The organism is Shouchella tritolerans (genome assembly GCF_025770735.1).
In the GTDB taxonomy this organism is placed as follows: Bacteria; Bacillota; Bacilli; order Bacillales; family Bacillaceae_D; genus Shouchella; species Shouchella tritolerans.
This window is the reverse complement of sequence record NZ_JAODPB010000001.1, coordinates 1,195,326-1,214,941: the sequence shown is the minus strand read 5'-3', so window position 1 is coordinate 1,214,941 and position 19,616 is coordinate 1,195,326. Positions and strand designations below refer to the sequence as shown.

The following is a 19,616-nucleotide window of genomic DNA, read 5'->3' as shown; positions in this document are numbered from 1 at the left end:
AGCGGGTTTTAGACAATAGACAAACGCTCGATCGTCGTTTGTCTCGGTCATATATTCATGAACACATGCTTTATTCACATCTTCCCTTGCTTTCACTCCTCGTCTGACAAAGCGTTTTCTATCAGTCTAAGTGATCGCTACACAATGGAGTCTGCTAGCTGTTCTTCCTGGCGCACGAGCAACGCCCCTAACTGGTGGTGCTCGCCGCTGTAAAGGGGTCCGTGTACAAACCGTACTTCGCCTGCAAGGTCTTTTACTTCAAGTTTGCAGTATACGGGATTGATTTGCAATGCTTGATACATCGTTTGTTCATTATGGACTGGTTGCCCATTTACTTTCGCAATTTCTTCGCCAATGGCAATGCCCATTTTTTCCGCCGGACTGCCAGGAAGAACACCGACGACACGGCATCCTTTTTCTTCTTCCGTGAAAAAAGCAGGTTTGTTTTTTTCGGCAATGGCGGAACGGATATCGAGCGCCAGTTTTAATCCCGCCAATAAAGCGGACCACAAGCACAAAAACCAATATTCCGGTAAGAAATAGAGGGCTGCAGCACCGACAAAGGCGAGCACAGCGAGAGGATAAATTGCCTTGGCTTCAGTGGCAACGGTTTCTTTTGGCAATGAACGGATTTTCTTGCCAAAACCGATGAGGACAGGGATCAACAGAGGTTGAAACGTCATGCCCTCGATATGGATAAGTGGCCAATAGGAAAAGGCAGGGAGCACGCCCTCCGGTATAAAAACGACGAGAGGGAGGAGCCAAAGGCGGTTCGCGATATGAAAGCCGACAAAGCGCCCTCTTTTGCCTATTTCCAACCGTGGGGAAGTCAAGGCTGCCCCATTATAGCGAACTAGAAGTGCTTGGGCGAGAAGGGTAACAGCTGCAAACAGAAATAGGCTTGGATACAAAATCCGAGAATCCAGTTCTCCGCTTAGCCATGCTGGTAACGTGAGGCTTGGCAGCAAAGCGAGCGCAAATGCAGCTAAAGGAATGTAGTAGGCAGGCGACTGCAGCTGCATCCGTCCCGTTAGGAGTAAAAGCATGCTTGCCGCTGCTATAAGCAGCAAAACTGGAGTGGTCAGTGTCAGGCCATAGCCAATAAGCACGAGGCTTGCGATAAAGCCGGCAAACAAGCCAGGCAAGAGGCTGAGGACAAAATCACCACGTTTGGCGTAAACCCGTGTATGAAAAGAAGCTCTTTCCTTTGCAACACGAACAGCACCAATAACGGCAAAAGCAGCAATGCCTATGTAAAAAAGCGGGTGCAGCAAAAAGCTGCTAATGGCTGTCAAAGTAATATCTATCATTTTATATCCTCCAGCTTTTCCTACAGATTCCAAAAAGGATAACTGCCCACAGAAAGGCAGCTATCCTTACATTTCGACAAACTTCCGGCTGTTTCCTGCCTATTGGGACGCTTGCTCAGCAGCCAATTCAACGGCCCGTTTCAGCTGCTCATCGTTAGCGGTGTCACGAATATGGGACAAAATGTCTTCTTGAAGTTTTCCTGCCGTTTCTTCATTGAGTTCGCCGTTTGCTTGTAAATCATGTGATTGCTGAAAGGCAATGATCGCTTCTTCGGTTTGCTCGTCAAAATAGCCGTCATCCCGGCCTACATCGAACCCTAAGCCAATCAGCATCTTTTGGGCATTGCCAATTTGGTCTGATACTTGGTCTTTTACAAACGTTTCTTCTACCGTAAGCGCGACAGCATAAAAATAATCAGGTTGCCGTTGTTTAACAGTCGGTTCGACCCCCTCTTGGTCAATCGTGTTGCCGCCTGCCGTCAACCAACGGTCAGTCGTAATTTTCAAGGCGCTCCCGTCATCCATTGGAATTGATTTTTGTACAGTCCCTTTCCCAAATGTCGTTTCGCCGACCAAATCATAGCCGCCTGACTCTTTTAACGCGGCAGCGAGAATTTCCGAAGCTGAAGCACTGCTTTCGTTAATCAAACCGACCACAGGATAAGGCTTTTTGCCTTTCATGTTCGACAGATAGCTATCAATCTCGCCATTGCCATGTTCAATTTGGACAACCGGCTTGCCTTCTGGAATAATCGCGTCACCAATTTTTGTCGCACCTTCTAAGTACCCGCCAGGATTGCCGCGGACATCAATGACCAAACCGTCGATTCCGTCTTCTTCTAAGATTTGCAACTGCTCTTCAAACTGGGTACCTACGTCTTCTGAAAAGGAGGTGATTTCCAGTCTGCCAATTTTCTTCCCATCTTGCTCAAACGTATCTGCGCGAACAGATTCGACTTCAATCGTATCCCGCTCAATTTGGACATCAAAAGGGTCTTTCACTCCATTGCGTTCAATTGTCAACGTAACGGTTGTGCCGCCCTCACCGCGGATGTTTGCTACAGCCTCATTGACAGACCAGCCTTCAATCGACTCGCCGTCAATCGCAATAATCGCGTCATTCGGCAAAAGTCCTGCTTTTTCGGCTGGTGACTCGCGCATCGGGCTAATAATCGAAACGTTTCCGTCGATCATGCCAACTTCCGCTCCAATTCCTTCAAAATGAGAGCTGAGTGACTGTTGAAAGTCTGTTGCCGAGCTTACATCCATATAGTCGGAAAATGGGTCATTTAACGTTTCTACCATCCCATTAATGGCACCTTCAATTAATTGTTGGCGATCCGTCTCTGTCACGTACTCTGATTCAATCGTGGCGAGTGCTCGCTCAAATTTTTCCATTAATTCGTCATCGCTTAACTCCGCAACCGATTCATTCCCATTATTTGGTTGAATTGGATTAGGAGAGCCAGTGTTCACACCACTTATAAAGAAAAACCCTCCGACCAGCACGGCTGCTAGCACAGCTACTGTCCACACGAGATGCTTTGTTTTCAAAATTGCTCACCACTCCCACTTGTAAAACGAATTGCCTTGCTTTCCGTTTCGTTCCTCTTTCCATTCTAATTTGTCGGCAAGCTTCTGTCAAAAAGCGATTTAGCATCAACAAAAAAAGCGCCCTGTACTTGCCAAGGCGCTCGAACGTTTACATATATTTCATCGGATCTACTGCATTTGAACGGTCCCAGTTAAATGGCCCTTCATGGACTTCAAAGTGCAAGTGTGGCCCCGTCGATCTGCCTGTATTGCCCATTAGTCCTAGCTGCTGGCCTGCTTTGACCCGGTCACCAGGGTTGACATCAATCCGTTCAAGATGGGCATAGACTGTCGTCAGTTGTTTGCCATCCATTTGGTGGGTGACGACGACCCAGTTGCCAAAATCACTGCGGTATTCTGTGGAAGCAACCGTTCCATCTAACACGGAAACGATTGGAACATCACCGGCTCTGCCGTTCTTGCCAATATCAATACCCCAGTGCATTCTTCCCCACCGTTGGCCATAAGTTGATGTAATCGAGCCTGTTGCCGGCCGCACAAACGCGCCTGAACTCTCCACCGAAGGAGCGGCATCTTCTTCTTGGTCCCTATTCTGGTTTTTGTTCTCTTCGCCTGCTTGCGGCTTTTCAGCAGCTTGGGCTATTTCGCCGGCTTCCTCCGTTTCCGTTTCCTTCTCCTTTTCCTCCTCTTGTTCCTTAGCAGCTTGTTCTTCTGCCTCACGCGCTTTACGTTCCTCTTCTTCTTTTAGGCGTTCCTGCTCTTCTTCCCACGCTTTCAGCTCAGCTTCCAGCGCTTCTTCTTGCTTTTGCAATGATTCTTCCTCAGACATGATGTCGCCTAACTGCGCTTCTAGTTCTTCTTCCTTTTCTTTTAACTCCTCTTGCAACTGGTCTATTTCTTCCGTTTGCTCAACAAGATCTTCTTTTAACGCTTCGAGCTCTGCCTTTTGCGCTTCGACATCAGCCTGTTTTTCTTCTACTTCCGCTTTTTTGGCTTGCAGTTCTTTTTCATCAGCTATGTATTCATCAAGCATTTCCTGGTCATGTTTGGCAATTGTCGAAATAGCTGAGACCCGTTCAATAAAGTCGCCAAAACTTTTCGCACCAAGTAAAACTTCTAAATAACTGACTTCGCCGCCAGATTCATAGGCGGCAACAGCCCGTTCCTCCAAAAGTTCACGCCTCTCGGCTATTCGTTCTTCCATGACCACAATTTCTTCCTCTAACGACTCGATGTCCGCTTCAATTTCTGCCAATTCCGCTTCCGTTTCGTCTAATTTTTGTTGTGTTGTTTCTTCTTCCTGCTTCACTTCATCCAATTCTGCTTGGAGATCTTTTAATTCGCTATCTAATTTCGTTAGATCTGACTCCGTTTTTTCCGCTTTTTCAACGTTTTCTTTTTGTTGTTCTTGCACGTCACCCAACTGTTTCTTTATATCGGTTTCTGCAAAAGCCGGCTGAAAACTACTGCCTAACAAAGCGCCAGCAATTGTTAGAGCAGCAGTTGTAGTGACCATTCGTTTTTTCACCGTTTTTCCCCCTATTTCGATTACACATTTAAAAATTTCCGCACAGACATGGCACTTCCCCAAATGCCAACAATCAAGCCAACAGCAAGCAACAACAGCGACACTTGCACAATCAGCTGCCCTGGCTCAAGGAGCGAGTAAAGCGAACTTTGTAAAAAATCGCCTGAATTACTGTACACGTATTGATAGCCAAAGCTTAGAATTAGAATCGGTCCTATGCTGCCAAAGGTGCCTAGCAAAGCGCCTTCGACTAAAAATGGACTACGAACAAAGCTATTTGTCGCTCCAACCAGTTTCATAATTTGAATCTCTTTTTTACGGGCAACAATGGTTAGTTTAATTGTATTTGAGATTAAGAACATCGCCGTTAAAAGCAACCCGAGAATAACCACTAGGCCAACTACACGGCTTGTATTGGTTAGTTTAAATAAATCAGGCAGCACATCGGCCCCATAAGATACGTTGCTTACATAATCATGGTGATTGACTTTTTGGGCAACGGCTTCTGTTTCTTGAGGAGAGGTGGCAGTAACCCGCAATGCATCTGGCAGTGGGTTCTCTTCTCTTATACTCTCGTACACTTCTCCAGTGGAAGCAATCAAACTTTCTAACCCTTCCTCTTTATCAATGAAAATGACCTCTTCTACGTCAGGAAGCGCATTTACTTCGTCTAACAGTTGTTGGACTTCCTCTTCGCCCGTTCCCCGTTCAATAAAGGCGCGAATTTCCACATTGTTTTCAATCGTCGATGCGATATGGTTGCCATTAACAAATACAATTAAAAAGAAACCAACAATGAAAAGCATAACCGTCACTGCACTAATGGACGCAAACGACATCCACCCGCTGCGGCCAATGTTCTTGATTCCTTCGCGAAAATGGCGCAGTATTGTTTTAAACTTCATAGCCGTAATTCCCCCTTGCTTCATCACGGACGATCCGGCCATTTTCGATCGCGATGACACGGCGTTTCAGCGTATTGACAATCTCTTTGTTATGTGTCGCCATGATCACCGTCGTTCCTAGGGAATGGATGCTTTCCAACAAATCCATAATTGTCCACGCCGTCTCAGGGTCCAAATTCCCTGTCGGTTCATCAGCGATTAAAACATCTGGCCGATTCGCAATTGCTCTGGCAATCGCCACCCGTTGCTGTTCGCCGCCAGACAGTTCGCTCGGCAAGAACTTTGCTTTGCTTTTTAATTTTACTAGATTCAAAACCTCATTTACACGCTGCTTAATGTCTGAAGGATGTTCTTCAATGACTTCAAGGGCAAATGCAATGTTTTCATAGACAGTAAGGGAAGGCAAAAGCTTAAAGTCTTGAAACACAACGCCGATATTCCGTCTAAGTTTAGGGATTTCTTTATGTTTTAAAGTGGATAAATTAATATTATTTAAAAAAATATCGCCTTTTGTTGCCTTTTCCTCACGATAGATTAAGCGAATAAAAGTCGACTTGCCCGCTCCGCTTGGTCCGACAACGTAAACAAATTCACCTTTTTCAATTTGGACAGTCATGCCGTTTAACGCTTTAACATTATTGGGATATACTTTCCAAACATCATTCAGTTTGATCAAACTCATTCAACCACACCTTTAAACCTTGGTACCGAAATAACAAACAAATTCCGATTTCGACATGCTTCGCGGTCATTATATCATCAGCAGCAACAGGGTGACATTACATTTTTATTTCAGTTTCGTGATAATTGCTTGATTTGCGTTATAACATCTAATTTCCGACCATTGTCGCACTCTCTATTTATTTCGGTCTAATTGACCTATAAGTGAATGATCAAATGTACCTATTTTGTTACAAGTCTATCATGCTTAACGATAAACACACACTCCTTTACGGCGGCGAAAAATGGCAAAAAAAAGAGCGCCCTCACAGCGCACTCAAGCAACTTTAGCTTTTTTTAAACCCTTCTCCTAACACTTCTGAGGCGTTTGTCAGCACAATAAAAGCACGGGGATCCGCTCTTTTTACGGTTTGCTTTAATCGAGCGACCTCATTTTGGTTGACAACGCACATTAGAACCGCCCTTGCTTTGTTCGTATAACCGCCATAACCGACAAGTCTTGTCACACCGCGATCGACTGAGTCAAACAGCGCCTTCTGTACCGTTTCCTCTTGCGAAGAAATAATATAAGCAACTTTTGAATAGCCTATCCCCATTTGCACCAGGTCAATCGTTTTTGTCGTGACGAACAGCGAAATTAACGCATACAATGCCATTTCGATATTAAAGACAAATGCCGAAGTAATGACAACAAGGCCGTCAATCATGCCGACACAAATGCCGGCTGAAAGCCCTGTAAATTTTTGCACGATTTGCGCCAACAGATCGGTTCCACCCGTGCTCGCGTTTGCCAAAAAAACGACGCCAAGACCAAGACCGACGCCTAATCCTCCAAACAAAGCACCGAGCAGAGGGTCGCTTACTTCCACAACCCAATCTCTTGTTAAAAAGACAACAAGGGGGACAAACAGCGTGCCGATTAGTGTTTTTGCCCCATAGCGAAAGCCCCCTAACAGCAGCACACCTAAAAGAAAGATCGGAATGTTTAGGGCCCAAAGCGTAAAGGCCGGCTCAAACCCAAAAACATAATTGGCGATTGTGCTGATGCCGCTCACACCACCAGGGGCAATTTGGTTTGGCAGTAAAAACAAATTAAATGAAATCCCGACTATGGCTGAGCCAATGAAAATCCTGGTATAATTTAGCCATTTTTCAGCCCGCGTGCTGTATTGCCTGTCTCGGCGAGCCTTTCCCATACATGTTCTCCTTTTTAAAAGCGATCGCTCTTTATTTAACATCCTCAGGATTCGTTGTTACATTGCCAGCGATTGTCTCAGATAAGCGTCAATAAACCCGTCAATCTCCCCATCCATGACACTGTTCGTATTGCCAATTTCAAAGTTCGTGCGGTGGTCTTTCACCATTGAATAAGGATGGAACACATAGGAGCGGATTTGGCTCCCCCAGCCAATTTCTTTTTGTTCGCCACGGATTTCAGCAAGTTCACGCTCTTGCTCCTCAATCCGCAGTTGGTACAGTTTCGCTTTCATCATTTTCATTGCCTGTTCACGGTTTTTAATTTGGGAACGTTCGCTCTGGCAAGTCACAACCGTATTTGTCGGCAAATGGGTGATCCGCACAGCCGAGTCAGTCGTGTTGACATGCTGGCCGCCCGCCCCACTAGCACGATACGTGTCGATTTTTAAGTCCTCGCTATTTAATTCGATGTCTACTGCATCATCTAATTCAGGCATCACTTCGCATGACACAAAGGACGTATGCCGCCTCCCCGATGAGTCAAATGGCGAAATTCGCACGAGGCGGTGCACGCCTTTCTCTGCTTTTAAATAGCCATATGCGTTATGCCCTTTTATGAGCAGCGTGACGCTTTTGACGCCTGCCTCCTCGCCAGGGAGATAGTCGAGCGTTTCGACAGCAAAACCACGCTTTTCTGCCCAGCGCGTGTACATCCTTAGCAACATAGAAGCCCAATCCTGGGATTCAGTGCCGCCTGCGCCAGGATGGAGTTCTAAAATGGCATTGTTTTTATCGTAAGGAGCACTTAAGAGCAATTGCAACTCAAATTGGTTCATTTTTTGTTTAAGCGCAGCAATTCCCGATTCCAGTTCACTTGCCAGTTCAGTGTCGTCTTCTTCACGAACAAGCTCATAACTGACTTCCAAGTCGTCATAGCTTTCAGCCATGTCTTTGAATGTATGGACTTGCTCTTTTAAACCATTTGTTTCATTAATGATCGCTTGCGCTTGCTCCTGATCATTCCAAAAATCAGGATCAGCCATTTTTTCTTCTAACTCCGCGATCCGCTCTTCCTTTTCTGCGACGTCAAAGAGACCCCCTAAAATCGGATAGTCGCTTCTCAAGCGCCACTAGTTCTTGCTTCATTTCTGTCATGTCCATCGTTTACACCTCTACCTAAGAGGGCCCCTTATCGGTTAGCCCCACAACAATTTTTGTATTTTTTGCCGCTGCCACAAATGCATGGGTCGTTTCTGCCAATGTTTTCGGCTTTGCGAACTGGCTTCCGTTTCGCTTTTTTGTCCTCTTGCCCATTGGCTGACGGCCTCACTGCTTTTCCTTCGGCTACTTCCTCACGCTTAAGGTTTTGCTGAACTTGTGCCTTCATCACATACATAGATACTTCTTCTTCAATTTCGGCGATCATCGCTTCAAACATATTAAAGCCTTCAAAGCGATACTCACGCAACGGGTCGTTTTGGCCGTAGGCACGCAAATGTATGCCTTGTCGTAATTGATCCATTTGGTCAATGTGATTCATCCACTTGCGGTCGACAGTGCGCAGCATGATGACTTTTTCAAACTCACGCATTTGCTCTGAAGAGACTTCTGCTTCTTTCGCATGGTATGCAGCGAGGACTTTATCGGTAATCAACTCGATCAGTTCCTCTTGCTCTTTTCCTAACAGCTCTTTCTCACTAATCCCGTTTTCAGACAACAACTGCCCATTGATATAGGTGGCAACAGCGGCTAAATCCCACTCTTCCTGAACGAGCGATTCAGGGCAATGGGTTTGAACAACACGTTCTACAGTCGCCTTCATCATATTTTCGACAATTGTTTTTAAGTTATCAGCTTCAAGCACTTCCATCCGTTGTTTATAGATAATCTCCCGTTGCTCGCGCATCACGTCATCAAACTGGAGTACTTGTTTACGAGCGTCAAAGTTATTGCCTTCAACCCGTTTTTGTGCTGTTTCCACTGCTCTTGAAACCAATGATGATTCAATAGGCTGGTCGTCTTCCATACCCAGTTTTTCCATCATCGTTTTCATATTGTCTGAGCCAAACCGCCTCATCAGCTCATCTTCCATCGACAAATAAAATTGAGAAGAACCTACATCCCCTTGACGTCCAGCACGGCCACGCAATTGGTTGTCAATCCTCCGGCTTTCATGACGCTCTGTACCAAGAACGTGGAGGCCGCCAAGCTCTTTGACCCCTGGGCCAAGCTTAATGTCCGTTCCACGGCCAGCCATGTTCGTCGCGATCGTAACGGCCCCTTTATGGCCAGCTTTTTCAATAATTTCTGCTTCCCGCTCATGGTTTTTCGCGTTTAAGACGTGGTGTGGGATCCGTTTTCTTGTCAACATTTTGGAAACAACTTCAGATGTTTCGACGTTAACCGTACCTACTAGCACAGGGCGCCCAGTTTTATGAAGCTCGGCAATTTCATTGACGACTGCGTTGAATTTCCCTTGCATCGTCTTATAAATTAAATCAGGGCGGTCTTCCCGAGCAACCGGTTTATTTGTCGGGATTACCATAACGTCCATGCCATAAATATTGCGGAATTCCTCTTCCTCCGTCTTAGCCGTACCTGTCATTCCTGCAAGCTTTTGGTACATACGGAAATAGTTTTGGAATGTAATCGAAGCTAGCGTGATGCTCTCCCGCTGCACTTCTAGACCTTCTTTTGCCTCTAGCGCTTGGTGGAGTCCATCGCTATAACGCCTTCCTTTCATTAAACGGCCCGTAAACTGGTCAACGATCACGACCTCACCGTCTTCAACCACATAGTCAGCATCACGGTGCATGGCCACATGGGCTTTTAACGATTGGTTAATATGATGGTTCAGTTGCACATGCTTTTGATCGTAAAGGTTATCGATGTTAAACGCGCGCTCTGCTTTATTGACACCTTCATCCGTCAACTGGACGGATTTTGTTTTTTCATCGTATGTGTAATCAGCATCGCGTTTTAAAACGCGCACAAATGTATTGGCTTGTCCATAAAGTTTTGTTTTCCGTTCAACGGAACCAGAAATGATTAACGGCGTCCGTGCTTCATCAATTAAAATCGAGTCAACTTCATCGATTAACGCAAAATGGAGCGGCCGTTGCACCATTTGTTCCTTATAAAGCACCATGTTATCACGTAAATAATCAAAACCAAGCTCATTATTTGTGCTGTACGTCACATCAGCGGCATACGCTTTTTGTTTTTCTTCTCTCGTAAGGCCGTTTTCGTTCAATCCCACTGTCAACCCTAAGAATTGAAAAATCCGCCCATAGTTTTCCAAGTCGCGGCGGGCTAAGTAGTTATTGACCGTTACAATATGAACACCTTTTCCTTCTAGGGCTTGGACATAAACGGCTATTGTGCCGACGAGCGTTTTCCCTTCCCCTGTCTTCATTTCGGCAATATTGCCTTGGTGTAGCGCCAGTGCACCGAGCAACTGAACGCGGTATGGATACTCATTTAACACCCTGCCCGCTGCTTCACGAGCAACTGCAAGCGCAGGAACTACTATATCGTTAAGAGAAGCGCCTTCTTCTAGCTTTGCCTTAAATTCAGCTGTTTTGTTCTTTAATTGTTCGTCAGAAAGCTGCTTCATTTCATCTGCTAGCGCCTCGACTTGATCGACGATTTTTTCATTTTTCTTTAATTGTTTTTGGGCTGGATCGCCGACTATTTTTCGAAGTAATCCAAGCATCATCATCTTCCTCTCTTGGCGGCATTGCTCTCCGCGACTGCAAATCCCTCGACTTGCGCCTATCTTTATGATACGTTTATCATTTCTATATTAGCAGTTCTAACGGTCGCTTACAAGGCAGCAGCCCTGTGAAACTCCATGTTGTCGACAGTCTATAGCAGGCAAAAAGAGCATCCGCGGATGCTCTTTTTCTGCCTGCTCTTACGCTTCAGGTTCAATTAAGCCGTATTTCCCATCTTTGCGGCGGTAAACAACATTTGTGCTGCCGCTTTCTGCATCTGAAAAAACAAAGAAATTATGCCCGAGTAAATCCATTTGCAAAATTGCCTCTTCCGCATCCATCGGTTTCAAATTAAAGCGTTTGGTGCGAACAACTTCAAGTTCATCGTCTTCAGCGACTTCATCTCGCAAAGGTTCCAGTTCATTTTTAAACATATATTTCAAACTGCCTTCTTGGCGAAACTTGCGATTCACTTTCGTTTTATATTTCCGGATTTGGCGTTCTAGCTTTTCCACGACTATGTCGATGGCTGCATACATATCCGCGTTGATTTCTTCACCACGAAGCAAAAGCTTTGGCATTGGAATCGTGACTTCGATGCTTGACTCGCCACTTCCGAGAACTTGCAACTTTACGTTTACATCGGCGGTTGGAGTTGTATCAAAATAACGCTCCAATTTCCCCACCTTTTTTTCGACATACTCTCGGATGGCAGGTGTGACTTCAATGTTTTCCCCACGAATATTAAAATGCATGTAGAACTCCTCCTTTTCCTTGCTTACTTCTACAATTCCCTTCAATATTCCTTCTCAAACCTTAATAAACTTTACAAAAGATCGACAAAAAACCCGCTTTTTTTAAAAAGCGGGTTGATTATTAGCTATTCATTCATATCCGTTCAGGAATGTGAATTAAAGCTTAACAACATTTGCAGCTTGCGGTCCACGTGCGCCTTCAACGATTTCGAATTCAACGTCTTGGCCTTCGTCAAGCGTTTTGAATCCTTCAGAGTTGATTGCAGAGAAATGAACGAATACGTCGTCTCCGTCTTCACGCTCGATAAAACCGAAACCTTTTTCTGCATTGAACCATTTTACTTTTCCTTGCATGCTTCACATTCCCTTCGTTACTGAAAATTCATTGTGGTGCTTTTCCACAGTTTCACTATAACAGCGCAACTCTTAGAAGTCAAACTCTTTATTTAACAAAGAACGCCAACTCTTGTCAATCGATGTCGATTCTGTTCTTTTTCATTGTGAGCGCTTTCTTGAAAATCGGCATAATAACGCGCTTTTTTAAGATAACCGTTGCCATGAATAATGTCGAAAACTTTTTTTGTTTTTTTTATTGGAACCCCCTTGTCACTAAAGTTTTTGTTGTTAGTACGAATTCCCTATTCCCTAACGATTTCATTTTTGTTACAATAGGCACCAGCACTTGTAATCAAATTGTAATATTAAGGTGCCATTTTATTCCTTCTAGGAGTGGTAAACATTGAAACACACAAGCTATCTTTACTGCAGCTTAGTCGTTACCGCCCTTCTCGGAGCCTGCTCCCCAAATTCGGCTCCTGTGCAAGAAAGTTCCGCACCACAACAAGACAATCACAACGATTCCAAACTAGATGCCGAATCGATCATTGAAGAAGCGAAAAATGCTGAAGAGCAAATAAATAGCTATACAGCCAATTTTAAAGCGACAGATACCATTTCAACGACTGAAGATGAACCGGACAAAGAACCGCAGATTCATGTGATTGAAGGCAATATCGCCTATAATGCTTCTCCAGAAACATTTTATACAGCTCTTTCTGCTAAACCGGGACAAGGGGAAAAAGAGGAGACGGAACTAGAAGATCTCGCGACAGTTGAGGTATTAAAAGAAAAAGATCGCCTCTACACAAATGTAAACGATGAAGGCTGGCTTCCCATTGATAAAGGCGATCCAAGTGAACGGTTTGTATCGCTAGAGCTGACTCCGATATATCAACTTGAACTAATGCAACCGTTCTCCGATTTTGTCAATGTGAGTGAATATGACGACTTGTACGTGATTAGCGTCGCTGCTGGTGGCGACACATTGAGAGAAATGGCCTCGAACATGGATATGATTGAACGGGCGCTACCGACAGAAAACAAGCTGGAGATACCGGATCAGTACCAATTATCGCAGTTAGATTATATGCTGTTTATTGATAAAAACAGCTTCTTGCTGGAAAAAACAAACACCGTTTTTGAAGTTGTCGTTGAAGACAACGGTACCGTTATTCGCACGGACATGTCGCTCACAAGGACTTCAGTCAATGATAGCGGGCATATGGATATCCCTTCCATTCCATAAGAACCACCCAAATTGTGTCACAATTTGGGTGGTTTTTGCCTGTGGCTTTTTGAGTACTTATGTTATTCAGCAGCTTTTCTCGTCAATAAACGCCCCTTTTGTTGACAGAATGCCCCCCCGCTCGTAGCCCTTGTGAAGGCGCTTTTGATCAGCAATTTCTTTCAAGTCCTGTTTAATTGCGGCGGAAACGGCGTTTAAGCGTGCTGTTAAAAGGCGATCTTGCTCAATTAGAACAGAAGATTCTTCCGTTGTAAAGCTGCCTGCGCTTGTCTCGATCATTGATTGCCTTAGTCCAAGCAAACGGTTGACATCCGCAAGAAAATCATCACGCTTGTCATCTTCTTGAGGAAAGGGACGAGCAAGTAATTGAAGCAACTCCTCTGTCCGCCCTTTCACAGAAGCATAGGTCATTTCGCTTGTCCCCCTTGAAAGCGGTTCTGCCTTTCCAATTGGATCACTTGCTTCCACGTATTACGGAATTCAGCCACGTACGTCTCTGCTTCTTCCAATGCCTCTGGGCTCTTCTCTATATTTCCCTTAATCAGTTGGTGCAAGATGTATTCATACATCCGCATCATATTGGCCCCTACCTCAGAGTCCGTTTTTAGCGTGACCATCAACTCGCGGATGATCGCCTCCGCCTTTCCTATTGCTGTATTGGCTTGTTCAATTTCTCCGTTTTCAGCCGCTTGTTTACCGAGGCGAATTTGCTTTAAGCAACCATTGTACAACATAAGCGTCAGCTCTCCTGGTGAAGCGGTTTGTACAGACTGTTGCTTATATACGCCTTGTTTAGTAAAACTCATAGTGCCTCCTTAATTTCCGTATAACAAATTGTAAAGCGACTCGCTTTGTGCATTAGCCATCTGCATCGCTTTTTCCATTGCCGTAAACTGGCGCCAGTAACGAGCTTCCTTTTGTTCAAGGCGGCGTTCAAAATTAGCAATACGGTTTGTAAGATCCTTCGTTTGCTTTCCTAACGTAAATTGGTGCTCTTCATAATATCCCTCAGAACCACCTGCACGCCTTGCAAGAGCAGACATGCTGTCTGACAAATTGGTGCGCAGCGTTTGCGCCATCCCTGGACTATTATCGGTACCGGCAAAAATAGCATATACGCTGTCTGCATCTTCTTCGATCGCAGCGCGAAGCTTATCTTCATCTATTTCTAGCTTGCCGCCGTCCCTGTAGTTGTCGGTCGTTGTAATGCCGATTTGGGAAAGGTGGGTAAAAGCGCCGCCTGTATCGACTGGCTCATAGAGAGTTTGCCTCATATTCGTCAATGCTGATTGCAACAAAGGATCGCTCCTAAGCAGGCCGCTTTGCGCTTTTTCTTCCCAGCGTTTCGCTTCGCTTTCCGATAACTCATCCCGCTCTGCATCAGTCAGCGGGGCATAATCACGATAATATTTCTCATTCAGTTTGCCGTTCATATGGTCCACTAAAGCATTATACTCATCAACAAACGATTTGATCGTCTCGACGATTGAATCGACGTCTGTAGCAGCGCTAAGTGTCACCGCTTGCGTAGATGTATCTTTAAGCGTAATCGTCATTCCGCTTAACGTAAACGTATTCGATGTCCGCTCTGTTTCAATTCCATTAACCGTAAACTGTGCATTTTTTCCAGCTTGAACATTATCATTCAGCCCCAACCCCTGCTCAAACAGGGCACCAGAAAACATCAGCTCATTTTGGCCTGCTTCGCCAAAATGGCCCGTTTCCTTTCTTGTGACGACAAGGGCTCCACTATATTCATCAAAAAAGGCGTTTACTTTCGCATCGGCATTTTGCAGTTTCGTCACCACCGTACCGATCGTATCCGATTCTTTAAAGAAAAACGAGCTCTCCACTTTTTCGCCATTTGCAGCTATTGTCGCAACCGTTGAAGTCGTATACCGCTCTGTCGCTTCGCTGTCTGCTTGAATATACTCGACTGTCACCTTGCCAGTGAGTTTATCGGCACCGGAAAAAGTCATTTCGCCTGTATCGCTTATAAAGACCTCCCCTTTTGCGAGATCTTCTGGATTGTCTGCAACCGCATACGCTTTGCCGTTGATGATAAGCATGCTCTCCCCGGCAAATTGTGGTGCCTCGCTAAGCTGCACTTTGCCATCGGAAACTTGGACGGTTTCGCGCTGCAATTTGCCTTGGATCCATTCCCCATCGTTTATATCCAGCTCTTTCAATTGCGACTTTTCTGTGATACCGCTAAGATTTTTGCTTTGTGCAGTCGCCGAAGTCGCCAGCTGCCTGACTTCATTTAACGTAAAAGAAGCATTGCCAGCAGAAGAAGAAGCTGTTGCTGTCGCAATGTCTATATTTGAAGATGAGACTGTGCGCTTTTTCATATTCGAAGCTCGCAAAACTGTATCAAAAATCAAATCGTTGAATGTTCTCATTTTCAAATTGACTTCCCTGTAGGCGTCCGTTTTCCAACCTATCTCCGTTCGTTGTTTTTCCAATTTGTCGACGGGCATACGCTCTGCTTTCATTAAATCTTTCACCATTTGGTCAATGTCAAGGCCAGAGGCCAAGCCTGTGAGTCTCATCGTCCCATCTCCTTTCTAGATATGCCGGTCAATGATCAAACCAACCGATTTTAACATTGCTGCAACTAAGTCAAGTATTTTTTCAGGGGGCACTTCACGGACAACTTCATTTGTTTCTTCGTCAATGACCTGAACGTAAACACGATCGAGTTCTTCATGGATGTGGAAATTTAAGGACCGTTTTGCAACTTTGTTCAGTTGTTTTGACGTTTCGTTTATAAAAGCGGCTGCTTTTGTTCCGTCAATCAGCGGCTGTTTCGTGTTTTGCTGCTGTAAAGCCTTAGGCTGGTGCCCTGCCGCCGGTAACGTTAAAAGCGCGACTGACAATTGAGCTTTCATAGCTGCACCTCACTTGCAGTAGACCTATCACTAAAATCCATCTAGAAACTATACTTAGTCCAGCTTCTTATTTGACTGGAGCGCCCTTCTCGGTTGTCGCCATCGATGGCGCTTTTTAGCAAAAGCAAGCCCTCTTGTTAAGTGCTTGCTTTATTAGCATGTTTAATAAACGCTTGCAAAACTTCTGCTGATACCGGTTTCGCAGCGTGTTTATTTTCCTCCTGAATCGCTTCATACACCTCGCTGCGGTGGACATCGACCGATTTTGGAGCCGAGATGCCAAGCTTTACTTGGTCTCCTTCAACAGCTAACACCTTGATCTCAATATCATCCATAATGCGGATCGCTTCATTTGCCTTTCTTGATAAAACAAGCACGCTATCGTCCTCCTTTAGCAGCCGTGTGAATGGGTGCCTTAAGAGAATACCGTTCCCCATCGAGCATAAGTTGTTTAGCAAAACGTTTTTTTGCATGAATAGCAATGGGCGCTCTTAAATTTGCGGTTGTTTCGGAGAAAGGCTGCTGGATTGTAAGGAGCACAAAAATAGCGACATCTTTTTCAGACTCAGCATGAAGCTGGCGCACGACTGAATCAGCTAGTTCCACTTCATAGTCCGGCCAAAACAGAAATGGGTTAATGCAAACAAAGCCAATCTCTTTCGTGCGAACCGACTGAAGGATAAAAAAGGGCGGCTGCTCATTAAACGGCAGCAAAATAAATTCCGTTTCTTCTGGAAATCCCGGAAGACCCCCTTGAAAAACGATAATGTCTTCCTGCTTATATTCGACTGTGCCTAAATAACTGGTCTCAAGCTGCAAACGGATCCCACCTTACCGTAAAAAATCAAGGAGCGAAGGTTGAATAATTCGTGCAGTAACCGCAAGGGCCGCATTGTGGACGCCTTCAGCTACAAGAAGTTTCGTAATCGCTTCGGCTATATCAATATCTTCGTTCATTGATTTTGTTTCTTTTACGAAATATTCCTGTTGCTCAAGGCGGTCTTCCATGAGATCAACACGGTTCATTCTTGCACCGAGCTGGCCGTGAACATCTGCACCATTGCGCAAATGGGCATCGATTTTACTTATAAATTCCCCTAGATCTTCAGCTGTTGTTTCTGGATCAAGCAACGCTCGTTCAAACATAAACAAATCGCTATAAAGCTCGTCTGAAAAAAGCTTTTGCGCATCTGTATTGACTTGGATTTCAACGCCTTTTTGCAATTCAAAAGAAACGGCTTGATGATTTGTAGATGTTCTCATAATCAACATCTCTTCTTCAGCAACAACGTCACCAGTGCCCGTTTCAATGACAGCGTCATTCACAATAAGCGTATCCTCTCCGCCGCGGGCAACAAAATGGCCTGCATCAGCATCATAATCGTAGATTTGGCCATCGTATGTAATTTTTACGTTATCAAGTTTTTCGCCGTTTAGTTTCGACGGCGATAATTCCTGTACTGGTGAATTGTCTGTATCACTGCCATTAAAAATATACTTACCATTGACATTTGCATTCGCTACTGTCATCAGATGGTTACGCAGTTCTTCTAGTTCATGGGCGATGTTTTTGCGTTCTTCCTCGCCATACCCATCGGTAGAGCCAGTGACGGCAAGTTCGCGCACACGATTTAAAATGCTGGACGCTTCCTTTAAGGAGGCATCCCCTTGATTTAGCCAACTATGAGCTTCATCGACATTTCGCTTGTATTGTTCCATTTGTGCAAGCGATTGACGGTGTTGCATGCTTTTCGTTGCCACAACTGGGTCTTGGGAAAAACGGGTGATTTTCTTTTGTGCACTTATTTGGTCATATAAAGTAGAAAGACGTTGATAACTGCTCTGGGAATAACGAAGCGAGTTCGCCGTCATCATGCCTTGTGTTACCCGCATAAAAACTCCTCCTCTTAACGCCCAACGACGCCTAATCGATTAATGATCTGGTCAAGCATTTCGTCCATTGCTGTCATTGCCCTAGCAGCAGCATTGTAAGCATGCTGAAACTGGATCAACAGTGACATCTCTTCATCAAGGGAAACGCCACTAATTGACATCCGGTTTGATTCTGTATTGGCTAGGCGTGCGTTCGAGGCCTCTGTTTGATCACGCTGTGCTTTTGTTTCCACTCCGAGCTTGCCCATCATATCCTGGTATTTACCGATAATGGCCGCAGAGTCCTCTAGGCGACTAATTTCTTTTGCCACATCGACATTTCCCTCAACGATCATTTTTCCATCAATATAGTGGTCCGCCTCATTTAAAAACGTTAGCAAATCACGAAATGCCTCTTCATTGTCTTTATCGTTTTCCCAAGCAGCCCATTTTTCCGCAAACTCGTCTTGGTATTCTGGTTTAATTCCTTCCTCATTAAACCTTGCTGTCGCTAATGCTTTTGGATTGTTGCTTAATTCACTGTTAACAGTTATATGAGAAAAAGCGCCTGAGTCATCAAGATGAATGGTAAAAAATTCTTGTCCAAATCCACCTTGTTCTGAATAAGCAAACGCATAGATCTGGTTCACTTCTTTAGCAAATGTTTGTGCTAACGCTTTTATGTCTTCAAGTTCTTGGTCGACTCGCTCATGGGCTTTTTGCAACCCGACCAACTCACCGCCACCGGCACCGCTATAAGTAAATGGCTGATTGCTGTCCCCGACAGTCCATTGCATTCCATCTTGGAGCGTCAACAATTGCGGTCCTTCCTCCGTTGCATCGACTAAAGTGATCGTCTCGCTCCCGCCAAGTTTTAGCTCTACTTTATAAGGCCCTTCAGCGCCAGTTGCTGCATGTTCATGAGGTTTAGGGGAACGGCTTACCTGAATGGGCACAAGGCTTGAAAGTTGGTCAAGCAATCTGTCTTGGCCATCATACAATTCATTTGGAACTTGTCCCGAAGACTCAGCAGCAATGATGTCTTTGTTCGTTGCATGCAATTGTTCGAGGATTTGGTTTACTTTGGCAGTCGTTAACTCTGCTTCCGTCTCCAACATGTCCATTTCTGTTTGAAAAGAGTGCTGCAAATGAGTGAACGCATCCGTGACAGCTTTCCCTTGTTCGAGCAAAACCGCTTGGCTTTCTTTCCCGGAAGCTAGTTCTTTCCAACCATTCCAAAAAGACGCGAATTGATCTGATAACCTGCTCGTAGTCGTATCGGAAGGCGCTTCATTATAGAGGTCTTCCATACGTTCCAATATTTTATATTGAATGAAAGCGGCTCCTTCGACATGTGCTTCAGAACGGAATTGGCGGTCTAGCAATTGGTCCCGTATCCGTTCGATGCCCGTCACTTGTACGCCTGAACCAATTCTCCCGTTCATAGCTGGTTGCGTCCAAACGCCAGTAGCTGGGTACCCTCCTGTCGCTTGCAAATTGACACGCTGTCTTGAATAGCCAGGCGTGTTGACGTTGGCCACATTGTTCCCTACTGTCTGTATAGCAGTTCGATTGGTGTTGACTGCCCTACGCATCGTTTCCATTCCAAAAAATGTAGACAT

At 45.0% G+C, this 19,616-nt stretch carries 19 protein-coding genes; 1 reads left to right on the top strand and 18 read right to left on the bottom strand.

The annotated features are described in order from the left end of the window. Positions 1-137: 137 nt before the first annotated feature. The 10 genes from N6H06_RS05775 to N6H06_RS05730 form a co-directional block, all read right to left on the bottom strand. The gene (locus N6H06_RS05775) at positions 138-1,310 is read right to left on the bottom strand and encodes a PDZ domain-containing protein (RefSeq protein ID WP_263705837.1); all 1,173 of its coding nucleotides are present in this window, start codon (positions 1,308-1,310) and stop codon (positions 138-140) included. 99 nt (positions 1,311-1,409) lie between these two features. Next, positions 1,410-2,864 (bottom strand): S41 family peptidase, encoded by a 1,455-nt coding sequence (locus tag N6H06_RS05770; protein WP_212954153.1) that lies wholly within the window; start codon positions 2,862-2,864, stop codon positions 1,410-1,412. 148 nt (positions 2,865-3,012) lie between these two features. Further along, entirely contained in the window at positions 3,013-4,392 is a 1,380-nt protein-coding gene (locus N6H06_RS05765) for a murein hydrolase activator EnvC family protein (RefSeq protein WP_263705836.1), read from the bottom strand. 20 nt (positions 4,393-4,412) lie between these two features. Beyond that, positions 4,413-5,297: a permease-like cell division protein FtsX gene (gene ftsX / locus N6H06_RS05760; protein ID WP_062746359.1), complete on the bottom strand. Its 885-nt coding sequence runs from the start codon at positions 5,295-5,297 to the stop codon at positions 4,413-4,415. After that, positions 5,287-5,973 carry a cell division ATP-binding protein FtsE gene (gene ftsE, locus N6H06_RS05755; RefSeq protein ID WP_062746638.1) on the bottom strand — a complete coding sequence of 229 codons (687 nt, stop codon included), beginning with the start codon at positions 5,971-5,973 and terminating at the stop codon, positions 5,287-5,289. The genes ftsX and ftsE overlap by 11 nt, the downstream gene beginning before the upstream one ends. Before the next feature lie 331 nt (positions 5,974-6,304). Beyond that, complete coding sequence (locus tag N6H06_RS05750) at positions 6,305-7,174, bottom strand: YitT family protein (protein ID WP_263705835.1); 870 nt, start codon at positions 7,172-7,174, stop codon at positions 6,305-6,307. Between the two features lie 57 nt (positions 7,175-7,231). Beyond that, positions 7,232-8,336, bottom strand: a protein-coding gene (gene prfB / locus N6H06_RS05745) for a peptide chain release factor 2 (RefSeq protein WP_153020504.1) whose coding sequence is annotated in 2 segments (ribosomal slippage) — positions 7,232-8,263 and positions 8,265-8,336 — 1,104 coding nt in all. Because the reading frame shifts where the segments join, the coding sequence is not laid out codon by codon here. A gap of 28 nt (positions 8,337-8,364) precedes the next feature. Beyond that, positions 8,365-10,890 (bottom strand): preprotein translocase subunit SecA, encoded by a 2,526-nt coding sequence (gene secA / locus N6H06_RS05740; protein ID WP_263705834.1) that lies wholly within the window; start codon positions 10,888-10,890, stop codon positions 8,365-8,367. A gap of 201 nt (positions 10,891-11,091) precedes the next feature. Continuing rightward, the gene (hpf, locus tag N6H06_RS05735) at positions 11,092-11,646 is read right to left on the bottom strand and encodes a ribosome hibernation-promoting factor, HPF/YfiA family (RefSeq protein ID WP_062746356.1); all 555 of its coding nucleotides are present in this window, start codon (positions 11,644-11,646) and stop codon (positions 11,092-11,094) included. Positions 11,647-11,802: 156 nt separating this feature from the next. Beyond that, the gene (locus tag N6H06_RS05730; RefSeq protein WP_035420575.1) at positions 11,803-12,000 is read right to left on the bottom strand and encodes a cold shock domain-containing protein; all 198 of its coding nucleotides are present in this window, start codon (positions 11,998-12,000) and stop codon (positions 11,803-11,805) included. A gap of 385 nt (positions 12,001-12,385) precedes the next feature. Here N6H06_RS05730 and N6H06_RS05725 point away from each other — a divergent pair, with 385 nt between their 5' ends. Beyond that, on the top strand, positions 12,386-13,231 hold the full coding sequence (locus tag N6H06_RS05725) for a DUF6612 family protein (RefSeq protein WP_263705833.1): 846 nt from the start codon (positions 12,386-12,388) through the stop codon (positions 13,229-13,231). Between the two features lie 66 nt (positions 13,232-13,297). On the opposite strand, the gene N6H06_RS05720 is transcribed toward N6H06_RS05725, so the two are convergent. The 8 genes from N6H06_RS05720 to flgK all read right to left on the bottom strand — a co-directional run bounded on the left by N6H06_RS05720 (position 13,298) and on the right by flgK (position 19,616). After that, positions 13,298-13,642 (bottom strand): hypothetical protein, encoded by a 345-nt coding sequence (locus N6H06_RS05720; protein ID WP_212954156.1) that lies wholly within the window; start codon positions 13,640-13,642, stop codon positions 13,298-13,300. Next, positions 13,639-14,037, bottom strand: coding sequence for a flagellar export chaperone FliS (gene fliS / locus N6H06_RS05715; RefSeq protein ID WP_062746351.1), 399 nt, complete (start codon positions 14,035-14,037; stop codon positions 13,639-13,641). Before fliS ends, N6H06_RS05720 begins: the two co-directional genes overlap by 4 nt. Positions 14,038-14,046: 9 nt before the next feature. Next, positions 14,047-15,783, bottom strand: a complete 1,737-nt coding sequence (gene fliD / locus N6H06_RS05710) for a flagellar filament capping protein FliD (protein WP_263705832.1) — start codon at positions 15,781-15,783, stop codon at positions 14,047-14,049. A 15-nt stretch (positions 15,784-15,798) separates the two neighbouring features. Continuing rightward, positions 15,799-16,122, bottom strand: coding sequence for a flagellar protein FlaG (locus tag N6H06_RS05705; protein ID WP_062746348.1), 324 nt, complete (start codon positions 16,120-16,122; stop codon positions 15,799-15,801). Between the two features lie 137 nt (positions 16,123-16,259). Next, a complete protein-coding gene (gene csrA / locus N6H06_RS05700; RefSeq protein ID WP_062746346.1) occupies positions 16,260-16,499 on the bottom strand; it encodes a carbon storage regulator CsrA in 240 nt (79 codons plus the stop codon). A gap of 1 nt (position 16,500) precedes the next feature. Next, positions 16,501-16,941 carry a flagellar assembly protein FliW gene (gene fliW, locus N6H06_RS05695; RefSeq protein ID WP_212954158.1) on the bottom strand — a complete coding sequence of 147 codons (441 nt, stop codon included), beginning with the start codon at positions 16,939-16,941 and terminating at the stop codon, positions 16,501-16,503. Positions 16,942-16,953: 12 nt separating this feature from the next. Continuing rightward, entirely contained in the window at positions 16,954-18,015 is a 1,062-nt protein-coding gene (gene flgL, locus N6H06_RS05690; protein WP_212954159.1) for a flagellar hook-associated protein FlgL, read from the bottom strand. Positions 18,016-18,029: 14 nt separating this feature from the next. Beyond that, the gene (flgK, locus tag N6H06_RS05685; protein ID WP_263705831.1) at positions 18,030-19,616 is read right to left on the bottom strand and encodes a flagellar hook-associated protein FlgK; all 1,587 of its coding nucleotides are present in this window, start codon (positions 19,614-19,616) and stop codon (positions 18,030-18,032) included.

Excerpts from the sequence above, each read along its gene's own strand:
- N6H06_RS05775 (WP_263705837.1), bottom strand. The coding sequence starts at position 1,310 with ATGATAGATATTACTTTGACAGCCATTAGCAGCTTTTTGCTGCACCCG.
- ftsX (WP_062746359.1), bottom strand. The coding sequence starts at position 5,297 with ATGAAGTTTAAAACAATACTGCGCCATTTTCGCGAAGGAATCAAGAAC.
- N6H06_RS05750 (WP_263705835.1), bottom strand. The coding sequence starts at position 7,174 with ATGGGAAAGGCTCGCCGAGACAGGCAATACAGCACGCGGGCTGAAAAA.
- secA (WP_263705834.1), bottom strand. The coding sequence starts at position 10,890 with ATGCTTGGATTACTTCGAAAAATAGTCGGCGATCCAGCCCAAAAACAA.
- hpf (WP_062746356.1), bottom strand. The coding sequence starts at position 11,646 with ATGCATTTTAATATTCGTGGGGAAAACATTGAAGTCACACCTGCCATC.
- N6H06_RS05730 (WP_035420575.1), bottom strand. The coding sequence starts at position 12,000 with ATGCAAGGAAAAGTAAAATGGTTCAATGCAGAAAAAGGTTTCGGTTTT.
- N6H06_RS05720 (WP_212954156.1), bottom strand. The coding sequence starts at position 13,642 with ATGACCTATGCTTCTGTGAAAGGGCGGACAGAGGAGTTGCTTCAATTA.
- fliS (WP_062746351.1), bottom strand. The coding sequence starts at position 14,037 with ATGAGTTTTACTAAACAAGGCGTATATAAGCAACAGTCTGTACAAACC.
- fliD (WP_263705832.1), bottom strand. The coding sequence starts at position 15,783 with ATGAGACTCACAGGCTTGGCCTCTGGCCTTGACATTGACCAAATGGTG.
- N6H06_RS05705 (WP_062746348.1), bottom strand. The coding sequence starts at position 16,122 with ATGAAAGCTCAATTGTCAGTCGCGCTTTTAACGTTACCGGCGGCAGGG.
- flgL (WP_212954159.1), bottom strand. The coding sequence starts at position 18,015 with ATGCGGGTAACACAAGGCATGATGACGGCGAACTCGCTTCGTTATTCC.
- flgK (WP_263705831.1), bottom strand. The coding sequence starts at position 19,616 with ATGTCTACATTTTTTGGAATGGAAACGATGCGTAGGGCAGTCAACACC.